The sequence below is a fragment of the Halomonas sp. NO4 genome (assembly GCF_010994375.1).
Lineage (GTDB): Bacteria > Pseudomonadota > Gammaproteobacteria > Pseudomonadales > Halomonadaceae > Halomonas.
On sequence record NZ_WHMA01000004.1, the window covers coordinates 71986 to 94669 of the forward strand.

19 protein-coding genes are annotated in these 22684 nt (G+C 69.4%); 4 read left to right on the forward strand and 15 right to left on the reverse strand.

What is annotated here, in order from left to right; translation table 11 throughout:
- Positions 1-25: 25 nt before the first annotated feature.
- Positions 26-940, reverse strand: coding sequence for a PHP domain-containing protein (locus tag FEF15_RS04845; protein WP_163558028.1), 915 nt, complete (start codon positions 938-940; stop codon positions 26-28).
- 119 nt (positions 941-1059) lie between these two features.
- Here FEF15_RS04845 and FEF15_RS04850 point away from each other — a divergent pair, with 119 nt between their 5' ends.
- Positions 1060-1359 (forward strand): YciI family protein, encoded by a 300-nt coding sequence (locus tag FEF15_RS04850; protein WP_163558029.1) that lies wholly within the window; start codon positions 1060-1062, stop codon positions 1357-1359.
- A 198-nt stretch (positions 1360-1557) separates the two neighbouring features.
- The gene (gene mnmC, locus FEF15_RS04855; protein WP_163558030.1) at positions 1558-3582 is read left to right on the forward strand and encodes a bifunctional tRNA (5-methylaminomethyl-2-thiouridine)(34)-methyltransferase MnmD/FAD-dependent 5-carboxymethylaminomethyl-2-thiouridine(34) oxidoreductase MnmC; all 2025 of its coding nucleotides are present in this window, start codon (positions 1558-1560) and stop codon (positions 3580-3582) included.
- A gap of 21 nt (positions 3583-3603) precedes the next feature.
- On the opposite strand, the gene FEF15_RS04860 is transcribed toward mnmC, so the two are convergent.
- The 14 genes from FEF15_RS04860 to ccmA form a co-directional block, all read right to left on the reverse strand.
- Entirely contained in the window at positions 3604-6228 is a 2625-nt protein-coding gene (locus tag FEF15_RS04860) for a bifunctional diguanylate cyclase/phosphodiesterase (protein ID WP_163558031.1), read from the reverse strand.
- 154 nt (positions 6229-6382) lie between these two features.
- Positions 6383-6655 (reverse strand): YheU family protein, encoded by a 273-nt coding sequence (locus FEF15_RS04865; RefSeq protein WP_163558032.1) that lies wholly within the window; start codon positions 6653-6655, stop codon positions 6383-6385.
- Complete coding sequence (gene ligA, locus FEF15_RS04870) at positions 6652-8697, reverse strand: NAD-dependent DNA ligase LigA (protein ID WP_163558033.1); 2046 nt, start codon at positions 8695-8697, stop codon at positions 6652-6654. Before ligA ends, FEF15_RS04865 begins: the two co-directional genes overlap by 4 nt.
- Before the next feature lie 148 nt (positions 8698-8845).
- Positions 8846-10585 carry a cell division protein ZipA gene (zipA, locus tag FEF15_RS04875; RefSeq protein WP_163558034.1) on the reverse strand — a complete coding sequence of 580 codons (1740 nt, stop codon included), beginning with the start codon at positions 10583-10585 and terminating at the stop codon, positions 8846-8848.
- Between the two features lie 225 nt (positions 10586-10810).
- A complete protein-coding gene (smc, locus tag FEF15_RS04880; protein ID WP_163558035.1) occupies positions 10811-14308 on the reverse strand; it encodes a chromosome segregation protein SMC in 3498 nt (1165 codons plus the stop codon).
- 2 nt (positions 14309-14310) lie between these two features.
- Positions 14311-15537 (reverse strand): c-type cytochrome biogenesis protein CcmI, encoded by a 1227-nt coding sequence (gene ccmI, locus FEF15_RS04885; RefSeq protein WP_163558036.1) that lies wholly within the window; start codon positions 15535-15537, stop codon positions 14311-14313.
- Entirely contained in the window at positions 15534-16007 is a 474-nt protein-coding gene (locus FEF15_RS04890; RefSeq protein WP_163558037.1) for a cytochrome c-type biogenesis protein, read from the reverse strand. The genes ccmI and FEF15_RS04890 overlap by 4 nt, the downstream gene beginning before the upstream one ends.
- Complete coding sequence (locus FEF15_RS04895; RefSeq protein WP_163558038.1) at positions 15998-16531, reverse strand: DsbE family thiol:disulfide interchange protein; 534 nt, start codon at positions 16529-16531, stop codon at positions 15998-16000. Before FEF15_RS04895 ends, FEF15_RS04890 begins: the two co-directional genes overlap by 10 nt.
- Complete coding sequence (locus FEF15_RS04900) at positions 16528-18534, reverse strand: heme lyase CcmF/NrfE family subunit (RefSeq protein WP_276208191.1); 2007 nt, start codon at positions 18532-18534, stop codon at positions 16528-16530. Before FEF15_RS04900 ends, FEF15_RS04895 begins: the two co-directional genes overlap by 4 nt.
- A 15-nt stretch (positions 18535-18549) precedes the next feature.
- Complete coding sequence (ccmE, locus tag FEF15_RS04905) at positions 18550-19038, reverse strand: cytochrome c maturation protein CcmE (protein WP_163558039.1); 489 nt, start codon at positions 19036-19038, stop codon at positions 18550-18552.
- Complete coding sequence (gene ccmD, locus FEF15_RS04910; protein WP_163558040.1) at positions 19016-19258, reverse strand: heme exporter protein CcmD; 243 nt, start codon at positions 19256-19258, stop codon at positions 19016-19018. Before ccmD ends, ccmE begins: the two co-directional genes overlap by 23 nt.
- A complete protein-coding gene (locus tag FEF15_RS04915; protein WP_163558041.1) occupies positions 19258-19998 on the reverse strand; it encodes a heme ABC transporter permease in 741 nt (246 codons plus the stop codon). Before FEF15_RS04915 ends, ccmD begins: the two co-directional genes overlap by 1 nt.
- A gap of 14 nt (positions 19999-20012) precedes the next feature.
- Positions 20013-20717: a heme exporter protein CcmB gene (gene ccmB / locus FEF15_RS04920; RefSeq protein ID WP_163558175.1), complete on the reverse strand. Its 705-nt coding sequence runs from the start codon at positions 20715-20717 to the stop codon at positions 20013-20015.
- A 22-nt stretch (positions 20718-20739) separates the two neighbouring features.
- On the reverse strand, positions 20740-21384 hold the full coding sequence (gene ccmA / locus FEF15_RS04925) for a cytochrome c biogenesis heme-transporting ATPase CcmA (protein WP_163558042.1): 645 nt from the start codon (positions 21382-21384) through the stop codon (positions 20740-20742).
- 200 nt (positions 21385-21584) lie between these two features.
- Between ccmA and FEF15_RS04930 the strand changes: the two genes are divergently transcribed.
- Positions 21585-22061, forward strand: coding sequence for a S24 family peptidase (locus tag FEF15_RS04930; protein WP_163558043.1), 477 nt, complete (start codon positions 21585-21587; stop codon positions 22059-22061).
- Complete coding sequence (locus FEF15_RS04935) at positions 22061-22681, forward strand: YigZ family protein (protein WP_163558044.1); 621 nt, start codon at positions 22061-22063, stop codon at positions 22679-22681. The genes FEF15_RS04930 and FEF15_RS04935 overlap by 1 nt, the downstream gene beginning before the upstream one ends.
- The last annotated feature ends 3 nt before the right edge of the window (positions 22682-22684 follow it).

Here is a 22684-nt window from a genome sequence, read left to right on the forward strand (position 1 = left end):
CACGCCTGCTGCTGGACGGCCAGCGCTACAGGACGGCCGGCTCGGCCTCGAGACCTGTCGCCAGCCACGGGTGGCTCCACACGGGCGGCACCGCGGTGCGCGGCAGCGGACTCATACTGCCCGGCGCCAGATAGCCGCCCGGAAAGTGGAAATCGCTGCCCAGCGAGGCCAGCAGCCCGCGCTCGTCGAGCTGGCGGGCCAGGTCGCGGGTCACGTCGGGATTCTGGAAGCCACTGACCAGCTCGGCGGCCTGCCCCCCCGCCGCCGCGAAGTCGTCGAGCAGCAGCCCGCGCTTGCGCCGGGTCAGGCTGTGACGCAGCGGATGGGCGAGCACCGCCACGCCGCCAGCATCGAGGATCCAGCCCACCGCCTCGGCCAGCGGCGGCCAGTGCGCCTTGACGTCGCCCGCCTTGCCGTTGCCGAGGTGCTTGCGGAAGGCCTCCCCCATGTCCGCGACAAGCCCCGCCGCGACCAGTGCTCGGGCGAAGTCGGGGCGGCCCAAGGGGCGCGCCGCCCCCGCCTGCTCGCGGGCCCGCGCCAAGGCATCGGCCAGCCCCACCTTCTCCAGGCGCGCGGCGATCACCTCGGCACGCCGCTCGCGCGCCTCCGCCTGGGACTCGAGGCCGGCCACCAGCGTTCCTCGGGCACCCTTCGGCAACAGACCCACTACGTGGATATTGATCCCCGACCAGCGCGTCGAGAGCTCGGTGCCCGCTAGCAGCGTGACGCCATGCTCGTGGGCGGCACGCTGCGCCTCGGCGACGCCTGCCACGGTGTCATGGTCGGTGAGCGCCATCAGGGACAGGCCACGCTGGGCACAGAGTGCCACCAGCGCCGCCGGCGCCAGGGCCCCATCGGAGGCGGTGGAGTGCATGTGAAGGTCGATCCCCAAGGGGGCGGGATCGCCCGTGAAGCGGGCAGGCAGTTGGGGCATAGGCATGACGCCGGGGAGCGACTTTGTCAGAATAATGGCTCCATGGTGCGCGCCCGGCCCCGACCGGTCAACGCCCGCGCCCGTTCGAGTCCCGCGGCCCTGCCGCGCCTGTCGAGGAGTCCGCGATGCTATACGCGATCATCAGCGAAGACGTCAAGAACAGCCTGGAGCGTCGCCTGGCGGCCCGCCCCGACCACCTCGCCCGCCTGGAGAAGCTACGTGACGAGGGGCGCCTGGTGCTCGCCGGCCCCCATCCGGCCATCGACGCCGAGAACCCTGGCGAGGCCGGCTTCAGCGGCAGCCTGGTGGTGGCGGAGTTCGAGAGCCTCGAGGCGGCGCGCGCCTGGGCCGACGCCGATCCCTTCGTGATCGCCGGGGTCTACGCCAAGGTGACGGTCAAGCCGTTCAAGAAAGTCTTGCCCTGAGGCGAGCCCACGCCGGCCCCGCTTCCCTGGCGTCGCGGTCCGGCACCCGCTGTCCACAACGTCTTGCCCACAGTCGCTGTGGATAACGCTGTTGAAACGCCGCGGACGCCTGTCGCCATCCCCCATGGCAGGCCGCCCGGCGGCCACTGATCATTTCTTGAGCACCTGCGCGGCGCCCAGCCGCCCCCGGAGACTGCCGTGTCCGCTGCCCACGACCCGCTGCCGCCGCTGGCTGGCCTCACCCCCGCCCGCCTCGCCTGGACCCTCGCCACTGACGGCACGCGGGCGCCGCACTCGATGCAGTTCGACGACGTCTACTTCTCGGCCCAGGACGGCCGCGCCGAGACCGAGCACGTCTTCATCGACGGCAATCGCCTGGGCGAGCGCTTCGCTGCCTGGACGGCCGCCCGCCCCTTCGTGATCGGCGAGACGGGCTTTGGCACCGGTCTCAACATGCTGTGCGCCTGGGCCCGCTTCGATGCCCAGGCGCCGCGGGCGGCGCGCCTGCACCTGGTGTCGGTGGAGCGCCATCCGCTCAGCCGCGACGACCTGGCCCAGGCGCTCGCCGCCTGGCCCGATCTCGCCGAGCGTGCCGCGCGGCTCGTCGCCCAGTGGCCCGAACCGGTCGCCGGCGTGCACCGCCTGTGGCTCGACGCGCGCGTCACCCTCGACCTGCACTTCGGCGAGGCCGCCGAGCGCCTCGCGCTGCTCGAGGGTAAGGTCGACGCCTGGTTCCTGGACGGCTTCGCCCCGGCCAAGAACCCGGAAATGTGGCAGCCCGCGCTGTTTCGCGCCGTGGCCGAGCGCTCGCGGCCCGGCGCCACCTTCGCCACCTTCACCTGCGCCGGAGTGGTCAAGCGCGGCCTGGCTGATGCCGGCTTCGCCTGGCGAAAGGCGCCGGGGCACGGGCGCAAGCGCGAGATGCTCGTCGGCGAGATCCCCACACCCCCCGCCGACACCCGGCGGGAAGGCACGCCCTGGTTCACGCCGCCCGCCCCTCGCCCTGTCCGCCAGGTGGCGGTGATCGGGGCAGGCATCGCCGGCGCCAGCGCTGCCGCCGCCCTGGCGCGGCGCGGGATCGCGGTCACGCTGATCGACCGCTTTCACCGGGCCGACCTGGGCACCACCCATCTGCAGGGGGCGCTCTACGTCAAGCTCGCCGTCGACACCAACCGGCAGAGCCGCACCTACTTGGCCGGGTTGCTGCATAGCCGGCGCTGGCTGGCCCAGCTCGATCCCGAGCAGGGCCTGTGGCAGCCCAGCGGGGTGCTGCAGCTGGCGCTGAGCGAGAAGGAGCAGGCGCGTCAGGCGCGCTTTCTCGCCAACCATCCGCTGCCCGAGAGCGTGGTACGCGGCCTCGACGCCGAGGCGGCCAGTGCCGCCGCCGGGGTCAGGGTCGAGGGGCCGGCGCTGGACTACCCGAATGCCGGCTGGGTCAGGCCGATGGAGCTGTGCGCGCAGCTGGCGGCCACGCCGGGCGTCCGCTTCCAGCGGGGCGAGGTGGTGGCGCTGCACGAGAGCCAAGCGGGCTGGGCGCTGGAGATGGCCGACGGCGAGCGCATCGAGGCCGACCAGGTGGTGATCGCCGCCGCCAGCGAGGCGGCCGGCTTCGCCCAGACCGAATCGCTGCCGCTGCAGCCGGTGCGCGGCCAGCTCAGCCAGCTCAAGGTGCCAGCGGGAGCCCCGCAACTGGGCCGGGTGGTCTGCGCCGGCGGCTACGTGCCGCCGGCGGCGGATGGCGTGCTCAATGTGGGCGCCACTTTCGCCCCGGGCGAGACCGACATGGCGGAGCGCGAGCGAGAGCACGCCGCCAACCTGGCGGAACTGGAGCGCGGCCTGCCCGACTTCGTCGCCGGCCTGCGCGCCGCCGGTACCGACCTTTCGCCCGAGCGGCTCACCGCCCGCGTGGGGGTGCGCGCGGCGAGCCCCGACAAATCGCCCTACTGCGGACCGGTGCCCGACGCCGCGGCCTGGCGGGCCGACTACGCCGCCCTGGCCAAGGACGCCACCCGCGTGCCCGACACCCCCGGCCGGCACCACCAGGGGCTATGGATCAGCGCCGCCCACGGCTCCCGCGGCCTGGCCAGCGCGCCGCTGTGCGCCGAGCTGCTGGCCTCGATGATCTGCGACGAGCCGCTGCCCCTGGAGCAGCCGCTGGTGGATCACCTGCACCCCGGGCGGCGAGTGATTCGCGACCTGATCCGCGGAAAGCTCGATGACTGACAGCCGCGACCCGGCCCTCCCTCACAGGGACGGCAGGGGGCGGTCGGCGGCGTGCCGGTCGAGCTGGAAGTGCGGGGCCGGGCGACCCAGGTAGTAGCCCTGGCCGTAGTCGATGCCCAGCTCGCGCACCGCCGCGAACACCATCTCGTCCTCGATGAACTCGGCGATGGTGCTCACGCCCAGGCTGCGCGCCAGGGTGACGATGCTCTTGACGAAGGCCATGTACTTGTCGTCGGTCGTCATGTTGCGGATGAACTCGCCCTCGATCTTGATCACGTCGATGGGGAACTGCTTGAGGTAGCGGAAGGAGGAGAAGCCGGAACCGAAGTCGTCGATGGCGAAGTTGAAGCCCTCGAGCTTGAGGTCGAGCACGAACTTCTCCAGCAGCTTGAGGTTGCTCACCGTCTCGCGCTCGGTGAGCTCGAAGACGATGCGCTCGGGGCGGATGTCGTAGTCGATCGCCAGTTGGTGGATACGCCCGATGAACTCGCCGATGATCAGCGACTTGGGCGAGAGGTTGATGAACAGCAGGCCGTTGTAACCCTGCGCCTGTACCTGGGCGAAGGCCTTCTCGATGAGCTGGTAGTCCATCTTGTGGATCACGCCGATGCTCTCGGCGATGTCGATGAACTCCCCCGCCGGGACGATGCGCCCGTCCACCTCGATGCGCATCAGCAGCTCGTGAATGGCCACCTCGCCGGTGCGGGTGTCGGCGATGGGCTGGAAGAAGGGCACGATCCGCTCCTCCTCCAGGGCGCTGAGCACCATCTGGTTCTTCTCGCCCACCTCGCGGAAGATCGCCGCCACCTCGTCGTCATCGGGCAGGGCGATGCAGTTCTTCCCCTTGCGCTTGGCCTTGTACATCATGTTGTCGGCCATCAGGAAGAGGTCGTGGGCGTCGCTGGCGTGGCGCGGGTAGGCGGCGATGCCGATGGAGGTGGTAGCACGCACGGTGGAGCCGTCCGGCGCCACCAACACCTGCTCGGTGAGGTTGTGGGCGATGCGCAGGGCCACCGAGTAGGCTTGCTCCTCGCCGGTCTCGGGCAGGATGATGGCGAACTCGTCGCCGCCGTAGCGGGCCAGGAAATCCCCGGGGCGCACCGACTCGGTGAGGGTCTCGGCGAAAGCCTGCAGGAACTGGTCGCCGAAGGCGTGCCCGTGGCGGTCGTTGACGGCCTTGAAGTTGTCCATGTCCATCATCAGCAGGCTGAACGAGTAGCGGTGACGATGGGCACGGCCGATCTCGTAGCCCAGCAGGTCCTTGAAGACGCGCTGGTTGTGCAGGGCGGTGAGGGGGTCGCGGGTGGCGTAGAACTCCAGATCCTGGGTGTACTTGTAGATCGCCTTCACCGAGCCGACCAGGTTGAGCAGCGTGGAGAGGATGCCGTCGATGACGATGTGGCGCAGCGGGTCCTGAGAAAGCTCGGACTGCACCCCGATGCCCACGATGCCGCCGATCTTGGGCGCCTCGAGCAGCAGCGACTTGGTCTGCAGGCGAATGTCCTCGGGAGTGATCTCCATCGCCGCCTCGATGTCGGCATCGGCCGGATGCACGGCGTGGTGCAGCACCTTGAGCACCTGCACATCGGTGTGCCCTTCCGCCTTGCCTTCGAGCAGCTCGATCAGCATGCGCTCGAAGGCATGGCGCATCTCCAGGGCCACCTCACGGTGCCAGAACACCTCCAGCTCGTACCCCTCCTCCTCCACCTGGAAGATCGTCACCAGGGTATGGGCGGTGATGATGGTATTGATGTCGCCCAGCAGCTCCTTGATGAACTCGCGCCAGTCGCGCACCACGTCGGAGGTGATGATGAACTTGCTGAGCAGGCGGATCTCGAACTCCAGCACGTCCTTGTCCACCGCCACGTTCTTGAGACGCCCTGCCAGGGCGTTGACCTGGTCGTAGGCCTCGTTGAGCTCGCGGAAGTGGGTATCGGGGGGCCTGAGCTCGAGCTGGCGGAAGTCGGCAACGGAATTCACCGCGGCCAGGCGCTCGCCGAAGGCCTCCATGGAGCCGCGGATGCGCCGTGCGAACAGGCCCGAGAAGGCCAGCGCGGCAAGCAGCACCAGCAAGGACGCAACGACAAACAGGGCAATGTAGTTGCGGCGCATCTCGCCGCTGATCGGCGACATGTCGTGGCGGATATCGATGACGCCGAGCACGTCGCCGGTGGCCGCGTTGTTGTGGCAGCTCAGGCACTCCGGCGTGGTCACCAGCGGCATCACCCGGCGCACCTCGCCCCTGTCGCGATAGACCCGCTCCCGGCCGGAGTCGAGGGCGGCGCGAATGGCGATGTCGGGGGTACGCTGCTCGACCTCGCCGTAGCGTTCGGCGACGCGCTCGCCGCGGTAGATATCGAACTCGAAGGACGATTCGGCGTGCAGCTCGCGCGTCTCGGAGACAAACCGCTCCATCTCCTGGCGGCTCCAGCCCTGGCGCATCACCTGCAGCATGGCGTTGAAGCTCTGCCGCGCCAGGGTCTCGGAGGTGCGCTCGGCCTGGCGGGCAATGATGTCCTCATACAGCAGCGAAGCCGCGAGGGTCACGCCAAGGAACACGGTCACGGCCACCGACAGGATGGCGGCCAGCACGAACCCCCTGAGGGTCCGGAGGCTGGCCAGGAGCTTGCGCACGAAGGTTGACATGGAGCATCCGCTGCAGGAATCGGGTCTATCATTAACCGCTGATTCGCTACCCTACTGGAGCTCCCACACCAGCTGAATTGACCAAAGGTCACTTGACGGCTGAATCCGCCAAGAAGCTGACATGGATCAAGTCAGCACTCGGTGACGCGGCCGCCTACCCTTCCTCCTCGTCATCGGCCAGGTCGCGCCCGAAGGCCCGCCACTGGGCGAGCGTCATCACCTCGGTGGTCTCGGTCTGCAGGTCGTGGGCGATGAGCAACTCGCCGCGCTCGAGCTGGCGCTTGAGTTCGGCGACCCAGCCACGCATGCCCGCGCCGGTGTCGGTGGTGTCGTAGCCCTGGCGGGTGACGAAGGCCTCGAGCAGGGCGTCCAGGGTCTCGCCCGGCAGCATGCGGTAGGGCACTTCGATGAAGCGGCCGTCGCTCATTGCACCTCCTCGCCGTTTTCCCAGGTTTCCAGGCGCGACAGGAACGTCGCCTCGTCGATCACCTCGACGCCGAGCTCCTGGGCCTTGGCGAGCTTGCTGCCGGCAGCCTCGCCGGCGACCACTGCCGCGGTCTTCTTCGACACGCTGCCGGACACCTTGGCCCCCAGCGTCTGCAGACGCGCCTTGCCCTCGTCGCGGGTCATGCTCTCCAGCGTGCCGGTGAGCACCCAGGTCTGGCCGACCAGCGGCTGGGGGCGCTCGACGACCGCCGTTTCCTCCCAAGTCACGCCCTGGGCGCGCAGGTCAGCGATGGTTTCGCGGTTGTGGGGCTGGCGGAAGAAGGTATGCACATGGGCGGCCACCACCGGCCCCACGTCCGCCACCGCTTCGAGGTCTTCGACCTTGGCGGCCATCAGTGCCTCCAGGGTGCCGAAGTGGCGCGCCAGGTTGGTGGCGGTGGCCTCCCCCACCTCGCGGATGCCCAGGGCGAAGATAAAGCGCGGCAGTGTCGTCTGCTTAGCCGTCTCCAGCGCCGCCACCAGGTTCTCGGAGGACTTCTTCGCCATGCGCGGAAGTTCGGCGAGACGCTCGGCCTCGAGCCGGAACAGGTCCGCAGGCGTACGTACCCAGTCGCGCTCGACGAGCTGATCGATCAGCTTCTCGCCCAGGCCGTCGATGTCCAGCGCCCGGCGCGAGGCGAAGTGCTTGAGCGCCTCCTTGCGCTGCGCGGCGCAGTAGAGCCCGCCGGAGCAGCGCGCCACGGCTTCGCCCTCCAGGCGCTCGATCTGCGAGTCGCACACCGGGCAGCGCTCCGGGAAAACGATGTCGCGGGCATCGGCGGGACGCTGCTCCTCCAGTACCCGCACCACCTGGGGAATGACCTCGCCGGCGCGGCGGATGACCACGGTGTCACCGATCTTCACCCCTAGCCGGGCGATCTCGTCGGCGTTGTGCAGGGTGGCATTGGCCACCGTGACCCCGGCCACCGCAACCGGCTCGAGGCGCGCCACCGGGGTGATGGCGCCGGTGCGACCGACCTGGAACTCCACGTCGTTGAGACGCGTGGTCTCCTCCTGAGCGGGGAACTTGTAAGCGATGGCCCAGCGCGGCGCGCGGGCGACGAAGCCCAGCTCGCGCTGCAGGCGCAGGTCGTCGACCTTGATCACCACGCCGTCGATGTCGTAGCCGAGGCCGTCGCGCCGCTCACCCAACCGGCGGCAGTAGTCGATCAAGCCGGCACTGCCCGTCACCACCTCGAGAGCGCTGCTGGTGCGAAAGCCGTAGTCGCCCAGATGCGCCATCAGGGCGCTGTGGGCGGCATCGCGCGAGGCTGGCTCGAGACGCGCCACCTGATAGGCGTTGAACTCCAGCGGACGGGTGGCGGTGATGCGCGAATCAAGCTGGCGCAGGCTGCCGGCGGCGGCGTTGCGGGGGTTGGCGAACACCTTGCCGCCCTCTTCCCGAGCGCGGGCGTTGAGCGCCTCGAAGCCGGCGTGGCTCATGATCACCTCGCCGCGCACCTCGAGCAGGTCGGGCGCAGCGTCGCCGCGCAGCTTGAGGGGAATGGAGCGCAGGGTGCGCAGGTTGGCGGTGATGCCCTCGCCGGTGCGCCCGTCACCGCGGGTCGCGCCGCTGACCAGTTCCCCCTGCTCATAGACCAGGGAGACCGCGGCGCCGTCGAGCTTGGGCTCGCAGCAGAAGGCGAGGCGCTCGCCGTCGGTCTCGAGGCGCTCGCCGATGCGTTTGACGAAGGCCTCGATCTCCGCCTCGTCGAACGCGTTGTCCAGCGACAGCATGGGCACGGCGTGCTCGACCTCGGGAAAGCCCTCCGCGGGGGCGGCCCCCACCCGCTGAGTCGGCGAGTCCGGCGTCACCAGCTCGGGGTGCTCGGTTTCGAGCTCCTGCAGGTGGCGCAGTTTACGGTCGTAGTCGGCGTCGGTAAGGCGCGGGTCGTCAAGCACGTAGTAGCGGTAATTGGCGTCGTCGAGTTCGGCACGCAGCCGCGCTGCCTCGTCGCGGATATTCGGGTCGGGCTGGGTCATTGCGGTTCGGTTCTCGGTCCAGGACGGGCGCAAGGGATGTCTAGCTTACCAAAGCAACAACCCCCGACGGCATCCCATCGAGGGTTGTGTGATGCCGGCTTATCGCCGGCGGCCAGAGGATGGTGCGCAGCAATAACTCGGCGTTGTCCTAATTGGCCTGGCAGCGACTGAGCCGATAACGCCGCTCGAACTCCTGGACCCGCTGACGCGCGAAGCCCACGGTCTGGGCGGTCATGACGCTGTGGTTTTCGTCCTTCAGCTCGCCGCCCAGGTGGCGAACGATCACCATGGCCGTTTCCACCATCGCCTCGAAGGCGGCAGCGGTGTCCGTCGCGCCCGGCAGCGGCATCAGCAGAGTGACGCCCGGCGTGGTGAAGTCGTCCATGGCCTCGATGGGGAAGGTCCCCGGCTTGATGACATTGACCATGGAGAACTGCAGCTCGCTGTCGGAATCCTCGGTCTCGAAGCGGTGGAAGATGCCCATCTCGCTGCTGTAGCGCAGGCCACAGGCGAGCATCAGATCGAGCAGCGCGGCACCGGAGAAACCACCCTCGTCGCGCGCCATGACGCTGATGACGATCACCTCTTCGGCGTGGCTCAGGGTGGTACGTGCGCGCTCGGCGCCGACGTCGTGACGCAGGGCCTTCTCCAGGGTGGGGTGGGCGCGCACCACGTCATCCTCGGGCATCTCGTCGCGGCTGGCGGCGGGTGCGTCTTCGGCGGGCTGGGAACGGTACGCCGGGGTGAAGAGCGGATCCTCGACCTCGTCATGCGCCTCGGCCGCGGCAAGCGCGGCCTCGTCGGCCTGCTGTTGCCGGGCGGCGGCGTCACGCCGACGCTGCGCCTCCTGTTCGGCCTGTGCGGCTGCCTTCTCGGCCTGCTCGCGCTCCGCCCGACGCGCCTTCTCCTCGCGCGCCTCACGCTTGCGCTCGCGCCGCTTGGCCAGGCGCTCCTGAACGGAGACGCCGAAACGTTGAACGGATTCGCCCATGCGCCGCGAACCGCTCTTGAGCGAGTCGCCAACGCCATCCAGGTCGACGAGGCGGTAACGTTCGTCCTCGTCGTCCCGAAACTCGTCGTGATCCTGGGGATCGGCACTCAGCGGCTGCGACGCCGCAGCCTGGTCATCGAACGCCTCGTCGAGGGCAGAAAGCGTGGGCTCACGGCGCTCGGACGGTGCATCCATCCTGGCGGTCTCGCGCTCGGCAGGTGACGACGACTCGGGCGACTCGACGCTCCCGCCGGACACGGCCTCGGCCGGCCGGACAGGGTGCGGCTGCGCCTCGGGCGCCGGGTCGGCTTCCGGGGAGCTCGACGCCTCGCCAGTGGGAGTGGACGCTGTCGCGCGAGCGGGTGGGGGCGTAGCCATAGTAGAGGAGGTCGCCGAGTCGCCGGGGCGCGAGGCCGCCGGGGCGGCGCGCTCAGAGGCCGGCTCGCTACTCTTCTTGGACGTCTTGGACGTGCTGGTCTCGGGCACGCTGATCTCGGGCGTGCTGGCGGCAGGCTCGCTGGCGGGAGCGACGTCGGCAGACTGGCTGGCGTCGGATCGGGAATCGGCTCGCTCGCTGGTCGCGGCCCCGTCGGCATGGGCCGCACGCCACCCGGACAGCACGCGCGAGGGCCCGGGGTGCTCCTGGCGCTGCAGCTTGGGCTTGGGCTTGACCTGGGTTTGACTGGCCGGGCTGACTACCCGCGCCCCACCGTTGGGAAGCTCCCAGTTGTTCGCCTCCTCGGTATCTGGCGCCGCACCGCCACCGAGGCCCGTCTCCTCCCCCGCCTGATCCAGGCGGGGCACTCGGCGCTGGCGTTTCAGGCGACGTACCCCATCAATCACGATGAGTGTCACCAGCGCCAGCCCCAGAATGATCAGCCATTCTCTTAGTTCCATGGGTCGTCTTGCCTGTCGCTAGGGCGCCATGCCGGATGGATGTTCGACACCAGCATAGCGCGATTGCCGAAAAAAGGGCCACTTTTTTTGTTTGTCAAGCCCCGGCATTCTCGCCTGAGAGTCCGATCGACCCTGCGCCTTTCCCTGCTCTATCGGACATCCTGAGTCCGATACGACCATAACGTTCATTCTGATATCGCGTTTGCCGGGGGCTTGCAAGTCCTCTCAGGCATCGGCAAGGGCGGCGGCCTCCTCGACGCCCACCGCCACCAGTCGGGAAACCCCCGGCTCCTGCATGGTTACGCCCATCAACCTTTCCGCCGCCTCCATGGCGATCTTGTTGTGGGTAATATAGATGAACTGCACGTTCTCGGACATCTCCTTCACCAGCTTGGCATAGCGCCCGACGTTGGCATCATCGAGCGGCGCATCGACCTCGTCGAGCATGCAGAAGGGGGCGGGATTAAGCTGGAAAATGGCGAACACCAGCGACAGGGCAGTGAGGGCCTTTTCCCCGCCGGAGAGGAGATGAATGGTGCTGTTCTTCTTGCCGGGGGGCCGTGCCATGATGGCGACCCCGGTATCCAGCAAATCCTCGCCGGTCAGCGTCAACCATGCGGTTCCGCCGCCGAAGACTCGCGGGAAAAGCGACTGCAGGCCGGCATTGACCCGCTCGAAGGTGTCGCGAAAGCGGGTGCGCGTCTCCTGGTCGATGCGACGGATCGCCTTCTCGAGGGTCTCCAGCGCCTCGCCGAGCTCGACCTGCTGCGCTTCCAGGTAGTCGCGGCGCTCGGCCTGCTGGTCGTACTCCTCGATGGCTGCGAGGTTGATGGCGCCGAGCCGGCGGATGCGTTCGCCGACCTCCTCGAGGCGGGTCTGCCAGGCGGACTCGGTAGCGTGGGGATCGAGCGCCGCGGCGAGGGCAGCGGCGTCATGGCCCAGCTCGGCGAGTTGCTCGTCCTGAGCATCGGCCTTGAGCGCCAGCGCCTGGACCTGCATGCGGGATTCCTGCAGTCCCTCACGGATCTCCTGGAGGCGGCGCTCGTGCCCCTGGCGCGCCTGCTCGTCCTCGCGCAGGCGCTCGGCCAACTCGGCGGCACGCGCCCGCGCCTCGTTGAGGCGGCGTTCGTCCACTTCGCGCCGGGCCAGCAGCTCCTCGAGCTGTTCACGCTGGAGTTCATCGGGCTCGCGTAGCGCTTCCAGGCTCTCCTGAAGCTCCTGGCAGCGTGTCTCGAGTCGCGCGCGCGTCTCGCCGGCACGGCCCTGCTGCTCGGCCAGCCCGGCCCGCTCGGTGGTCAACCGCTGGTGCTCCAGCGCCAGCTGCTGAGCCCGTTCGCTGAGCGGCCGCTGCCGGGCCCGCAGGGCGGCCAGCTGCTCGCGCGCGCGATCGCGGGCCCGCTCAAGCTGCTCGCGGCGCTCGGCCTCGCTCTCCAGGCGCGCCATGGCCTGCTGCCAACGCTCGCGCGTCGCCTCGATGGCCAGCCGCGTCTCCTCGGTGCTGTCGCGCAGCCCGGCCAGCTCCTCGTCAAGTTCCGCAGCGCGCCCTTCCAGGTGCTCGAGGCGGCTGGCCAGGCCGCTGTCCTGAACCGCCAGCTGCTGCTGCTCGGCGGCCTGCCGCCGCTCCGCTTCGCGCACGCCCTCCCGTTCGCCCTCGGCAGCCTCGGCCCGCTCGCGCTCTTCGCCCAGGCGGGCGTCGAGGTCGGCGAGCTCGGTGGCCACCGCATCGAGCTCGGCGGCCACCCCGTCGCGGCGCCGGCGACTGACCAGCAGGGTATCCGGGCCTTCGCCCTGGCCGCGGTGGCACACCCAGTCGCGGCCCAGCCACAGGCCGTCGGGGGTGATCAGGCTCTCGCCGGCAGCGAGGGCGCCCCGGGCAGCCCAGGCGGCATCCGCGTCCGCCACGCAGCGGATGGCGGCCAGCCAGGCCACCGCGGCCCCGGCACCGCGCACTCGGGCCGCCAGGCTGTCGGGCGCCGCTTCGACCGCTGCGGCTTCCAGCGCCAGGGCGCCCAGCGCGGCGGGCGGCGCCACGCTGGCGGCCTGGAAGGTGGCGGGGTCGGCCAGGCGCGCCTTGAGCCAGGGCGCCAGAACCCAGGAGACCGCCGCCTCCCAGCCGGGCTCGACCTCGAGGGACTCGCCGAGGCGTGGAGCCGCCGCCAGGCCGTGGGTGGCCAGGTGGTCGGCGAGGGCCTCGTCGGGATCGGTGAGCGCCGCCTGGATCAGCGCCTCCAGCGAGGCGAGCTCCCCCTGCAGGGTGCTGCGCCGCTCGCGGCGCGTCTCGCGCTGCGCTTCCAGGGCCGCGGCCGTGTCACGAGCGGCGTCGCGCTGTGCCAGCAGGGTCTCGCGCTGCTGTTCGAGGCGTTCCTGCTCGAGACGGACGTCGGCCAGCCGTTCGCCGAGTGTCTCGCGCCGGGCGGTGAGTTCGGCGAGGTCGGGAAACTCCTGCTGCTGCTGGCGGCGCCGCTGCACCTCGGCCTCGAGCCGCTCGAGCTGCGACTCCTGCTCGCGCAGGCGGTCCTGGGTGCGCTCCGCCTCGCGACTCGCCTCGCGCCACTGCTCGCTGAAGGCCTCCCAGGCCGCCTCCGCGTCCTCGGCGCCGGGCTCGGCCTCTTCCAGCATGGCGTCGAGCTCGGCGAGTTGCTTGGCAACCTCCTCCTGCTCGGGGCCAAGGGTCTCGAGGCGCTCGTCGAGGCCGGCCAGGCGCGCCACATCGCTCTCGCCCAGCCGGTCCAGTTCGATGAGCTCGCGACGGGCCGCTTCCAGGTCGCGGGCAAGCTGGGTCTCGCGCGAGCGGGCATGCTCCAGGCTCTGCTCGAGGCGAGCGATGGCGGTGGTGGTCTCGAAGAAGCGCGCCTGGCGCGCTTCCAGAGTTTCGGCGAGTTCATCGTGTTCGGCACGGGCCTGCTCAAGACGCGTCTCGCACTGGCGCAGGGCCAGCACCTCGCGCTCCACCGCTGTCTCCCGCTCGCCGACGCGGCGCTCCTCCTCGGCCTGGCTGGCGCGCAGGGCGCGGGCGCGCAGCAACGCCAGTTCGCCCTTGAGACGGTGCTCCTCGTTCTTGAGGTCCTGGTAGCGGCGCGCTGCCTCCGCCTGGCGGCGCAGGCGCTCGAGCTGCTTGTCGAGCTCCTCGCGAATGTCCTCCAGGCGCTCGAGGTTCTCGCGGGTGCGGCGCATGCGGTTCTCTGTCTCGCGGCGACGCTCCTTGTACTTAGAGATGCCGGCGGCCTCCTCGAGGGTGGCGCGCAGCTCCTCGGGGCGCGCCTCGATGAGCCGCGAGATCATGCCCTGGCCAATGATCGAGTAGGAGCGTGGGCCCAGGCCGGTGCCCAGGAAGAGGTCGGCGATGTCGCGGCGGCGGCACTTCTGGCCGTTGAAGAAGTAGCTGGACTGGCCGTCGCGGGTGACCTGGCGCTTGACGGCGATCTCGGCGTACTGGGCGTAGACCCCGCCCATGCTGCCGTCGCTGTTGTCGAAGCGCAGCTCGATGGCGGCCTGCCCCACCGGCTTGCGCGCGGTAGAGCCGTTGAAGATGACGTCGCTCATCGACTCGCCGCGCAGGGTCTTGGCCGAGGACTCGCCCATGACCCAGCGCACGGCGTCGATGATGTTGGACTTGCCGCAGCCGTTGGGCCCCACCACGGCCGTCATGTTGCCGTCGAAGGGCACTGTGACCGGGTCGACGAAGGACTTGAAGCCGACGAGGCGGATCGATGTCAGGCGCATGGCTACTCGACGACGCGGTCGACCACGACCTCCGTGGCATCGCCGTCCGTGTCGCCCACGGCAATGCCTTCGTGCCGGCCGAACAGGTCGCCCGGTACCGGCTCGGCATCGCCGGTGGTGGTGACGCGCACGATGACCCGCACCTCGTCGACCTGCGAGATGCTGGCCTGCTCGGACATCGCGTGCCGGTCGTCGAGCACCAGGGTGGTGGGCAGCTCGCCCAGGTGCACCCGCGTCACGGCCAGCGGCGGCAGCTCGCCGGCCATGTCGCGAGCCACCACGTAGACGAGCGTGTCGTCGGCCAGGCTGCCCTGCAGGTCATCCGCCAGGCTGACCCGCACCTGAATGCCCGGGCCGGCGGCCACCGGCTCCTGCGCCTCGGGCGCCACGCCGAGGCGCTGCTGCGCCATGCGGATCCCCTCGCGCAGCGCCTCGGCGCTGTTGGGGTCATTCATGCCGGCGATGGCACGCCGCCACTGGTCGATGGCCTCCTGATAGTTGCCGCGGTCGAAGGCGACCACGCCCAGCATGCCGAGCGTCGTGGGCTCGCTGGAGTCGCGCTCGAGGATCTCGTCGACCAGGGCCTGGACCTCGTCGGTCAAGGTGCGGTCGGCCATGAAGAACTTGAGCTGGGCCTTCTGGGCCAGCAGCGATGGCTGGCGCCCTTCCAGACGGATCAACTCGTTGATGGCCTCCAGCGCCGCCTCGCTCTGCCCGGTGTCCCGGTAGAGCGGGAACAGCGACGACCAGACGTTGGGGTTGTCGGGCTGACGCGCCGCCTGCGCTTCCAGGCGCTCCACCAGCACCGGCAGCGACTCACTCTCCTGGTAGGCGACATGGAGCGCCAGGTCGCCCTCGGCGCCGTTCTGCTGATACCAGGCCACGCTGACGGCCACCAGGGCCAGCGCCACCACCGGCACGGCGAAACGGCCGGCGCTGGGCGCCTGCAGGGGGCGACGCTTGAGGTCGGCGGTGTCATCGAGCAGGCTGCGCTCGAGTTCCAGGCGATCCTCGTCGAAGCGCGCCTGATCGAGCTCGCCGCGCTCCCGTGCCGCCTCCAGCGACTCCAGCCGGCGCCGATAGATGGCCACGTTCTGCTCGGCGGTGCGGTCATTGGCCTCGAAATCGCGCTGGGCGTCGTGCACCCCCGCGGCGCGGCGCAACGGCGCCACCAGCAGCCAGAGGGCGGGCAGCAGCAGGATGGCAAAGGCGAGCCACATCAGGATCATGACTTTCTCCCGCGATTGATCAGGGCATCGAGACGGGCGCGCTCCTCGTCGGAAAGCGCGCGAGCCGAGGCGTTGCGCCTCACGCGCACGAGCAGCGCCACCAGCACGCCGCCCAGCACCACCAGCCCGGCGGGCAGGCCCCACAGCAGATAGGTTCGCCCCTCGAGGCGCGGGTTATAGAGCACGTAATCCCCGAAGCGCTCGACCAGGTGGCTGCGAATCTCCATGTCGGAGCGGCCATCCTGGAGCATCGCGTAGACGCGGTCGCGCATGTCGCCCGAGACTGGTGCGTCCGAGTCGTCGATGGCCTGGTTCTGGCAGGTCGGGCAGCGCAGCGAGGCGGTGAGGCTCTTGTAGCGCTCCTCGAGGACTGGACTGTCGAACTCGCGTACCTCGATCGCCGCCCCGTGGACGAGACCCGCTGCAAGCAGCAGTATCAGGGCAACCCCCAGAAAACGGATCACTGCCATTTCTCCACCTCCGGCAGAATGGTGTCACGCAGGTCGCTCGGCGAGATGTAGCCCGTGTGGTGGTAGCGGATCACCCCGTCGGCATCGACCAAAAAGGACTCCGGCGCCCCGTAGACGCCCAGCTCGAAGGCCAGGTCACCCTCGGGGTCGAAGACGTTGACCGCGAAGGGGTCGCCGAACTCGGCAAGAAAGCCGCGGCCCTTCTCGCGGGTGTCCTTCCAGTTGACACCCACCAGGCGAACGCCGCGGTCCGCCAGGTCGAGCAGCTGCGGCATCTCGCGCTTGCACTCCGGGCACCACTCGCCCCAGACGTTGACCAGCGTCACCTCACCGCGCATCACCGACTCGTCGACGCGCCGCTCGGGATCCTCGAGGGTTGACAGCTCGAAGGCTGGAAACTGTCGCGCATCCTGCACCAGCTTCGACTCTCGGTGAAACGGGTTGAGCCCGAGCCCCAAGTAGAGGAAGAGCATCAGCACCAGGAAGCCGACCAACGGCAGCATCAGCAGCAAACGTCGTGTCATGCCGTCGCCTCCCGTGTCGAGCTCGTCTCGGCCGCCGCTTCAGGGTCGCGGGCAGTGGCCAGGCGACGGTAGCGGCGATCCGCCACCGCCAGCACACCGCCGGCGGCCATCAACAGCGCCCCCAGCCACAGCCAGCGAACGAAGGGCTTGTACTGCACGCGCATGGCCCAGCTGCCATCGCCCAGGTCCTCGCCCATGGCCAAGTAGAGGTCACGGAAGAGCCCCGGACGCAGGGCGACCTGGCTCATCGGCATGCCACGGGCGATGTAGGTGCGCTTTTCGGGATTCATGGTGAAGCTGCGCCGGCTGTCGCCGCGACGGACCTCGAACTCGGCACCGTCGCCGATGTAGTTCGGCCCGCGTCGGCTGGTCAGATCCTTCATGGTGAAGGTGTAGCCCGCCACGCTCACGCTGTCGCCGGGCGCCATGCGCACGTTGCGCTCGATGGCGAAATTGGAGACCACGGCGACGCCGACGATGGTCACTGCCAGGCCCACATGGCCCAGCACCATCCCCCAGTGCGCCAGCGAGATTCGCTTGAGGCCTGCCACGGGCGAGGAGGCGCGGCGCATCTTGTCGAGCAGATCGCGCACCAGCGGCAGTACGATCCACAGCGCCGTGACCAGGCCCAGCGCCACCCAGGCATTCCACTCGCCGCCGATGATGAAGGGCATGAAAGCGGCAATCACCATCGCCGCGGCGCCGGACAGCCACAGCCGCTTGACCAGCTCGCGCCCCGAGGCGCGCTTCCAGCGCGACATCGGCCCCAGCCCCATGAAAATGCTCATGATCACGGTCAGCGGCACGAACAGGGCGTTGAAGTAGGGCGGGCCCACGCTGATCTTGCCCAGGTCGAGGGCATCGAGCAGCAGCGGGTAGACGGTGCCCATGAGCACGGTGATCGTCATGATCACCAGCAGGATGTTATTGATCAGCAGCAGGGCGTCACGGGAGAGCCAGTTGAAGCCGGTCTTGTGGCTGACGCGCGGCGCCCGCAGGGCGAAGATCAGCAGCGACAGGCCCACGGTGATACCCAGCAGCACCAGGATGAAGAAGCCGCGTGCGGGGTCGTTGGCGAAGGCGTGCACCGAGGTGAGCACGCCGGAGCGCACCAGGAAGGTCCCCAGCAGCGACAGCGAGAAGGTAAAGATCGCCAGTAGCACCGTCCAGCTCTTGAAGGCGCCGCGCTTCTCGGTGACCGCCAGGGAGTGCATCAGTGCCGTGCCGGTCAGCCAGGGCAGCAGCGAGGCGTTCTCCACCGGGTCCCAGAACCACCAGCCGCCCCAGCCCAGCTCGTAGTAGGCCCACCAGCTGCCCAGCGCGATGCCCACGGTCAGGAAGGCCCAGGCCAGGTTGGTCCAGGGGCGGGCCCAGCGCGTCCAGGCGGCATCCAGACGTCCGCCCAGCAGCGCCGCGATGGCGAAGGCGAACACCACCGAGAAGCCCACGTAGCCCATGTAGAGCATCGGTGGGTGAAGGATCAGGCCGATATCCTGCAGCAGCGGATTGAGATCGGCGCCATCGCTCGGCGCATTGGGCAGCAGCCGGTCGAAGGGGTTGGACGTGACCAGCACGAAGGCCAGAAAGCCCAGGCCCACCAGCCCCAGCACGCCGACGACGCGCGCCACCATGTCGCGCGGCAGATCGCGGGAGAAGCGCGCCGCCATGTAGCTCCAGCCGGCCAGCATCAGGCTCCACAGCAGTACCGAGCCCTCGTGGTTGCCCCACACCGCGCTGAGCTTGTAGTACCAGGGCAGCATGGAGTTGGAGTTGTTGGCCACGTTGGCGACGGTGAAGTCGTCCAGCAGGTAGCTGGCGGTGAGGCAGAGGTAGGCGATCACCACGAACAGTAACTGCCCGGCCGCCATGGGCCGGGCGTAGGCCATCCACAGCGGCCGGCGCAGGCTGGCGCCGGCCAGCGGCATCACTGCCTGCACGGCCGCCATCAGCATGGCAATGACCAGGGCAAAGTGGCCGATTTCGGGAATCATCTGGATCAGCATGGACGCTCCGGCGGATTAGCTCTTGTCATCCTTGGCGGAATCACTCCCCGACCCGTGCGCCTTGAAGTCCGCCGGGGAATAGCCGGCTTCCTCCAGGGCCTCGGCCACCTCGGGGGGCATGTAGTTCTCGTCGTGGCGCGCCAGCACCTGATCGGCGCGCAGTTCGCCGCTAGGCTGGAGCTCGCCGACCACCACCACGCCCTGCCCCTCGCGGAACAGGTCGGGCAGGATGCCGCTGTAGTGGACTTCCAGGTCCTCGACGTAGTCGGTGACCACGAATTCGACGTCCAGGCTGTCGGGGTTGCGGTGCACCGTGCCCTCCTTGACCATGCCGCCAGCGCGAATCTGGCGCTCGAAGGGGGCGTCGCCGGCGGCGATCTCGATGGGACTGAAGAAGAGGTTGATGTTGGCGCGCAGCGCGTAGAGTGTCAGCCCCACGGCGACCGCGGCCAGGGAGATCAGCCCCAGGATGATGGTCAGTTTACGCTTGCGTTTGGGAGTCATTGGTGTGCCCATCCCCGTCATGTTGAATCGTTGCCGCGCTGCCGGTCAGGCGACGCTCGCGGCGCACCCGGCGTGCGAGGTGGCGTAGCGTGCGGCGATGCTCGACGCGGGCATGCAGCCCACTGCCCACCAGCAGCGCCAGGGTGACCGCCCAGGCGGCCCACACGTAGGGCGCATGGCCGCCCATGGCGAGAAACTCCTGGAAGGTATCGAATGCCATCAGCTCGTCTCCCCCGCGAGTTCGCGGACCCAGCGCTTGTTGGCTTCGCGCCGCAGGATCTCGCTGCGCGTGCGCAGCAGGGTCACGGCGATGAAGAAGCAGTAGAACCCCACCACCATGATCAGCAGCGGCACCCACATCTCCGTGGGCATGGCCGGCCGCTCGGTGAGGGTGAAGGAGGCGGGCTGGTGCAGGGTGTACCACCAGTCCACCGAGTACTTGATGATGGGGATGTTGATCACGCCCACCATGGCCAGCACCGAGGCGGCGCGGGAGGCGCTGTCGCGGCTGGCGAAGGCGCCGCGCAGGGCGATGACGCCGAGGTACAGGAACAGCAGGATCAGCATCGAGGTCAGGCGGGCATCCCACATCCACCAGGTTCCCCAGGTGGGCACGCCCCACACCGCCCCGGAGAAGAGCGCGATGAAGGTCATGGCGGCGCCCAGCGGGGCCATCATGGCCGCCGCCATGTCGGCGATCTTGATCTTCCACACCATGAAGATCATCCCCGCCACCGCCATGGTGACGAAGATCGACTGGGCCAGGAAGGCCGCCGGCACGTGGACGTAGATGATGCGGAAACTGTTGCCCTGCTGATAGTCGGCCGGCGCGAAGGCCAGCCCCCAGACGGTGCCGACGGCGATCAATACCAGCGCCAGCACCCAGAACCAGGGTTGCAGCCGCGCGCTGATGCCGTAGAACCACTTGGGAGACCCCAGCTTATGAATGAAGGCCCACATGCCTCGTTCACCCCTCAACCGTTGATACTGATGCGCAGCGATGCGGCGATCGCCCAGGGCGCGAAGATCAGTGCCACTGCCAGCAGGGCACCCAGGATTGCCAGATGCGCCGTGATCCCGTCACCCAGGATGGCGGCCTGCACGGCGCCGGCGCCGAAGATCAGCACCGGAATGTAGAGCGGCAGCACCAGCAGCGAGAGCAGCACCCCGCCGCGCGACAGCCCCACCGTCAGGGCCGCGCCGATGGCGCCGATCAGGCTCAGGCTCGCCGAGCCCAGTGCCAGCGACAGCGCCAGCACGGCATAGCTGCCCGCCGGCAGCGCCAGCATGATGCCCAGCAGCGGCGCCATGAGTGCCAGCGGCAACCCGGTGAGCAGCCAGTGGACGGCTACCTTGGCCAGGGCCAGCAGGGCCAGCGGCTGCGGCGTGAGCAGCAGCTGCTCGAGGGAGCCGTCGTCATAGTCGGCCCTGAACAGGCTGTCCAGCGACAGCAGCGCGGCGAGCAGCGCCGCCACCCACAGAAGCCCCGGGGCGATGGCCGCCAGAAGCTCGGGGTCCGGCGAGATGCCGATGGGAAACAGGGTGATGACGATGGCGAAGAAGACCAACGGGTTCATCACCTCGCTGCGACGCCGCAACAGCAGGACCAGATCGCGCTTCAGCGTGGCCCAGAATGCGACTCCGAGGCCGCCCTGAGGTTCCGTACCCATGGTCTTCATGGCCGCTTCTGTCGCCAGACGCTCAGTGACCTGCATCGCAGCCTCCCGCGCCCAGGCGAATGCGGCGCAGCTCATCGCAGGGGGTCAGCTCATGGTGAGTGGTCACCAGCACGCAGCCGCCCCGACGGGCATGGGCCACCAGGCGCTGCTCCAGGGCACTCACCCCGTCGCGGTCGATGGCGGTGAAGGGTTCGTCGAGCACCCACAGCGGTCGCGGGATCAGCGACAGGCGGGCGAGCGCCACCCGACGCTGCTGGCCGGCGGAGAGCTGCCCGGCCGGGATATCCTCGAAGCCGGCCAGGCCGACCGCCTCCAGGGCCGCCAGGCGCGACGATTCGTCGCGGGACTGACCGGCCAGCGCCTGGTACCAGGCGAGGTTCTCCAGCGGGGTCAACGCCGCCTTGACGCCGGGCGCGTGCCCCAGGTAGAGCAGGCTGGAGAGAAAGGCCTCGCGGGCCCGGCGCATGGGCTGATCGCCCCAGAAGAGCTCGCCCTCGTAGTCGGCAAGCTGCCCGGAGAGAATCTTGAGCAGCGTCGTCTTGCCGCTGCCGTTGGGCCCCTCCACGCGGACGATCTCGCCGGCCCGGATGTCCAGATCGAGGCCATGAAACAGCCAGCGATCATCGCGTTCACAGGCCAGGTTGCGCGCTTGCAGACGCAGGCTCAAGGCACTCTCCAGGAATGGCAAAATTCGCCGGCAACTCTACACGGAAAGGCCCGGCACGACTAGTCGCCCAGCCGCCTCGCCGACCCTCTCTTGCCACAGGTCAAGGCGCGTTGAATGGCGGGGAACTTGCCAGCCGAGGCGCGGCTGATATAGTGCCTATACCCTGTACATTTCCACAGGCCTGAAAGGGGGAGCGTCACATGCCCGAGGTCACTGCCCGCTACCTGCAGCGCCGTCCCAACCTGCCGCTGGCCCACGCCTGGTCCGAACTCGAGGTCACCCCGGCCGATCTGGTCGAGATCCCGCTGCTCGGCGATGTCGCTGCCGGCCTGCCGGTCGAGGCCTGCGCCACCCACGACACCATCGCGGCACCGGCCAGCATGGTGCGCCACAATACCTACGCCCTGCGCGTGCGCGGCGACTCCATGGTCGACTGCAACATCTTCGACGGCGACGTCATCATCATCGAGCGTCGCGAAAGCGCCGAGAACGGCGAGACCGCGGTGGTGCTGATCAACCAGCAGGAGGTCACCCTCAAGACGCTCTACATCGAGCGCTCGGGCGTCCGCCTGCAGCCTGCCAACGACGCCATGCCGCCCATCTACCTGAAGAACAGCGACATCCAGGTGCTGGGCATGGTGATGGGCGTGGTGCGTCGCCCGGAGACGACCCACTGATGCGCTACCCGGTGCCCGACCTGTCGCCCGGCGCATGGCACGAGCACGAGCTGGAGGTCGAGAAGAGCCGCTTTCTTGCCTGGGTGTGCCATGCCCCGGACGCGGCCGCCTTCGAGGCGCTGCTCGCTGAGGCACGCCGTGCCCACCCCAACGCCAGCCACCACTGCAGCGCCTACATCGCCGGCCCGCCCGGCGAGCAGATGGCCATCGGCTTCGCCGACGACGGCGAGCCGGGCGGCACCGCCGGGCGTCCCATGTTCCAGGTACTGGAGGGCGCCGGGCTCGGCCAGGTAGGCTGCGTGGTGACCCGCTACTTCGGCGGCACCAAGCTCGGCACCGGCGGTCTGGCCCGCGCCTACGCCCAGGCCGTCGCCCAGGCACTGGCGACCCTGCCCCGCCGCGAGGTCACCGAGCGCATGGTCGTGACGCTGCGCGTCGACTTCGCCGGCGAGGCAGAAGCGCGTGCCTGGCTCGCGCAGCACGACGTCCCGGTGACGGCCGCCGACTACCGCGCCGACGGCGTGGTCCTCACCGTCGGCTGGCCGCGCGGGGCCGAGCTCGACCTGGCCACCCTGGAGGCCCGTCTGCGCGGGCGGGTGCAGCGGCTGGACATCCCCTGAACC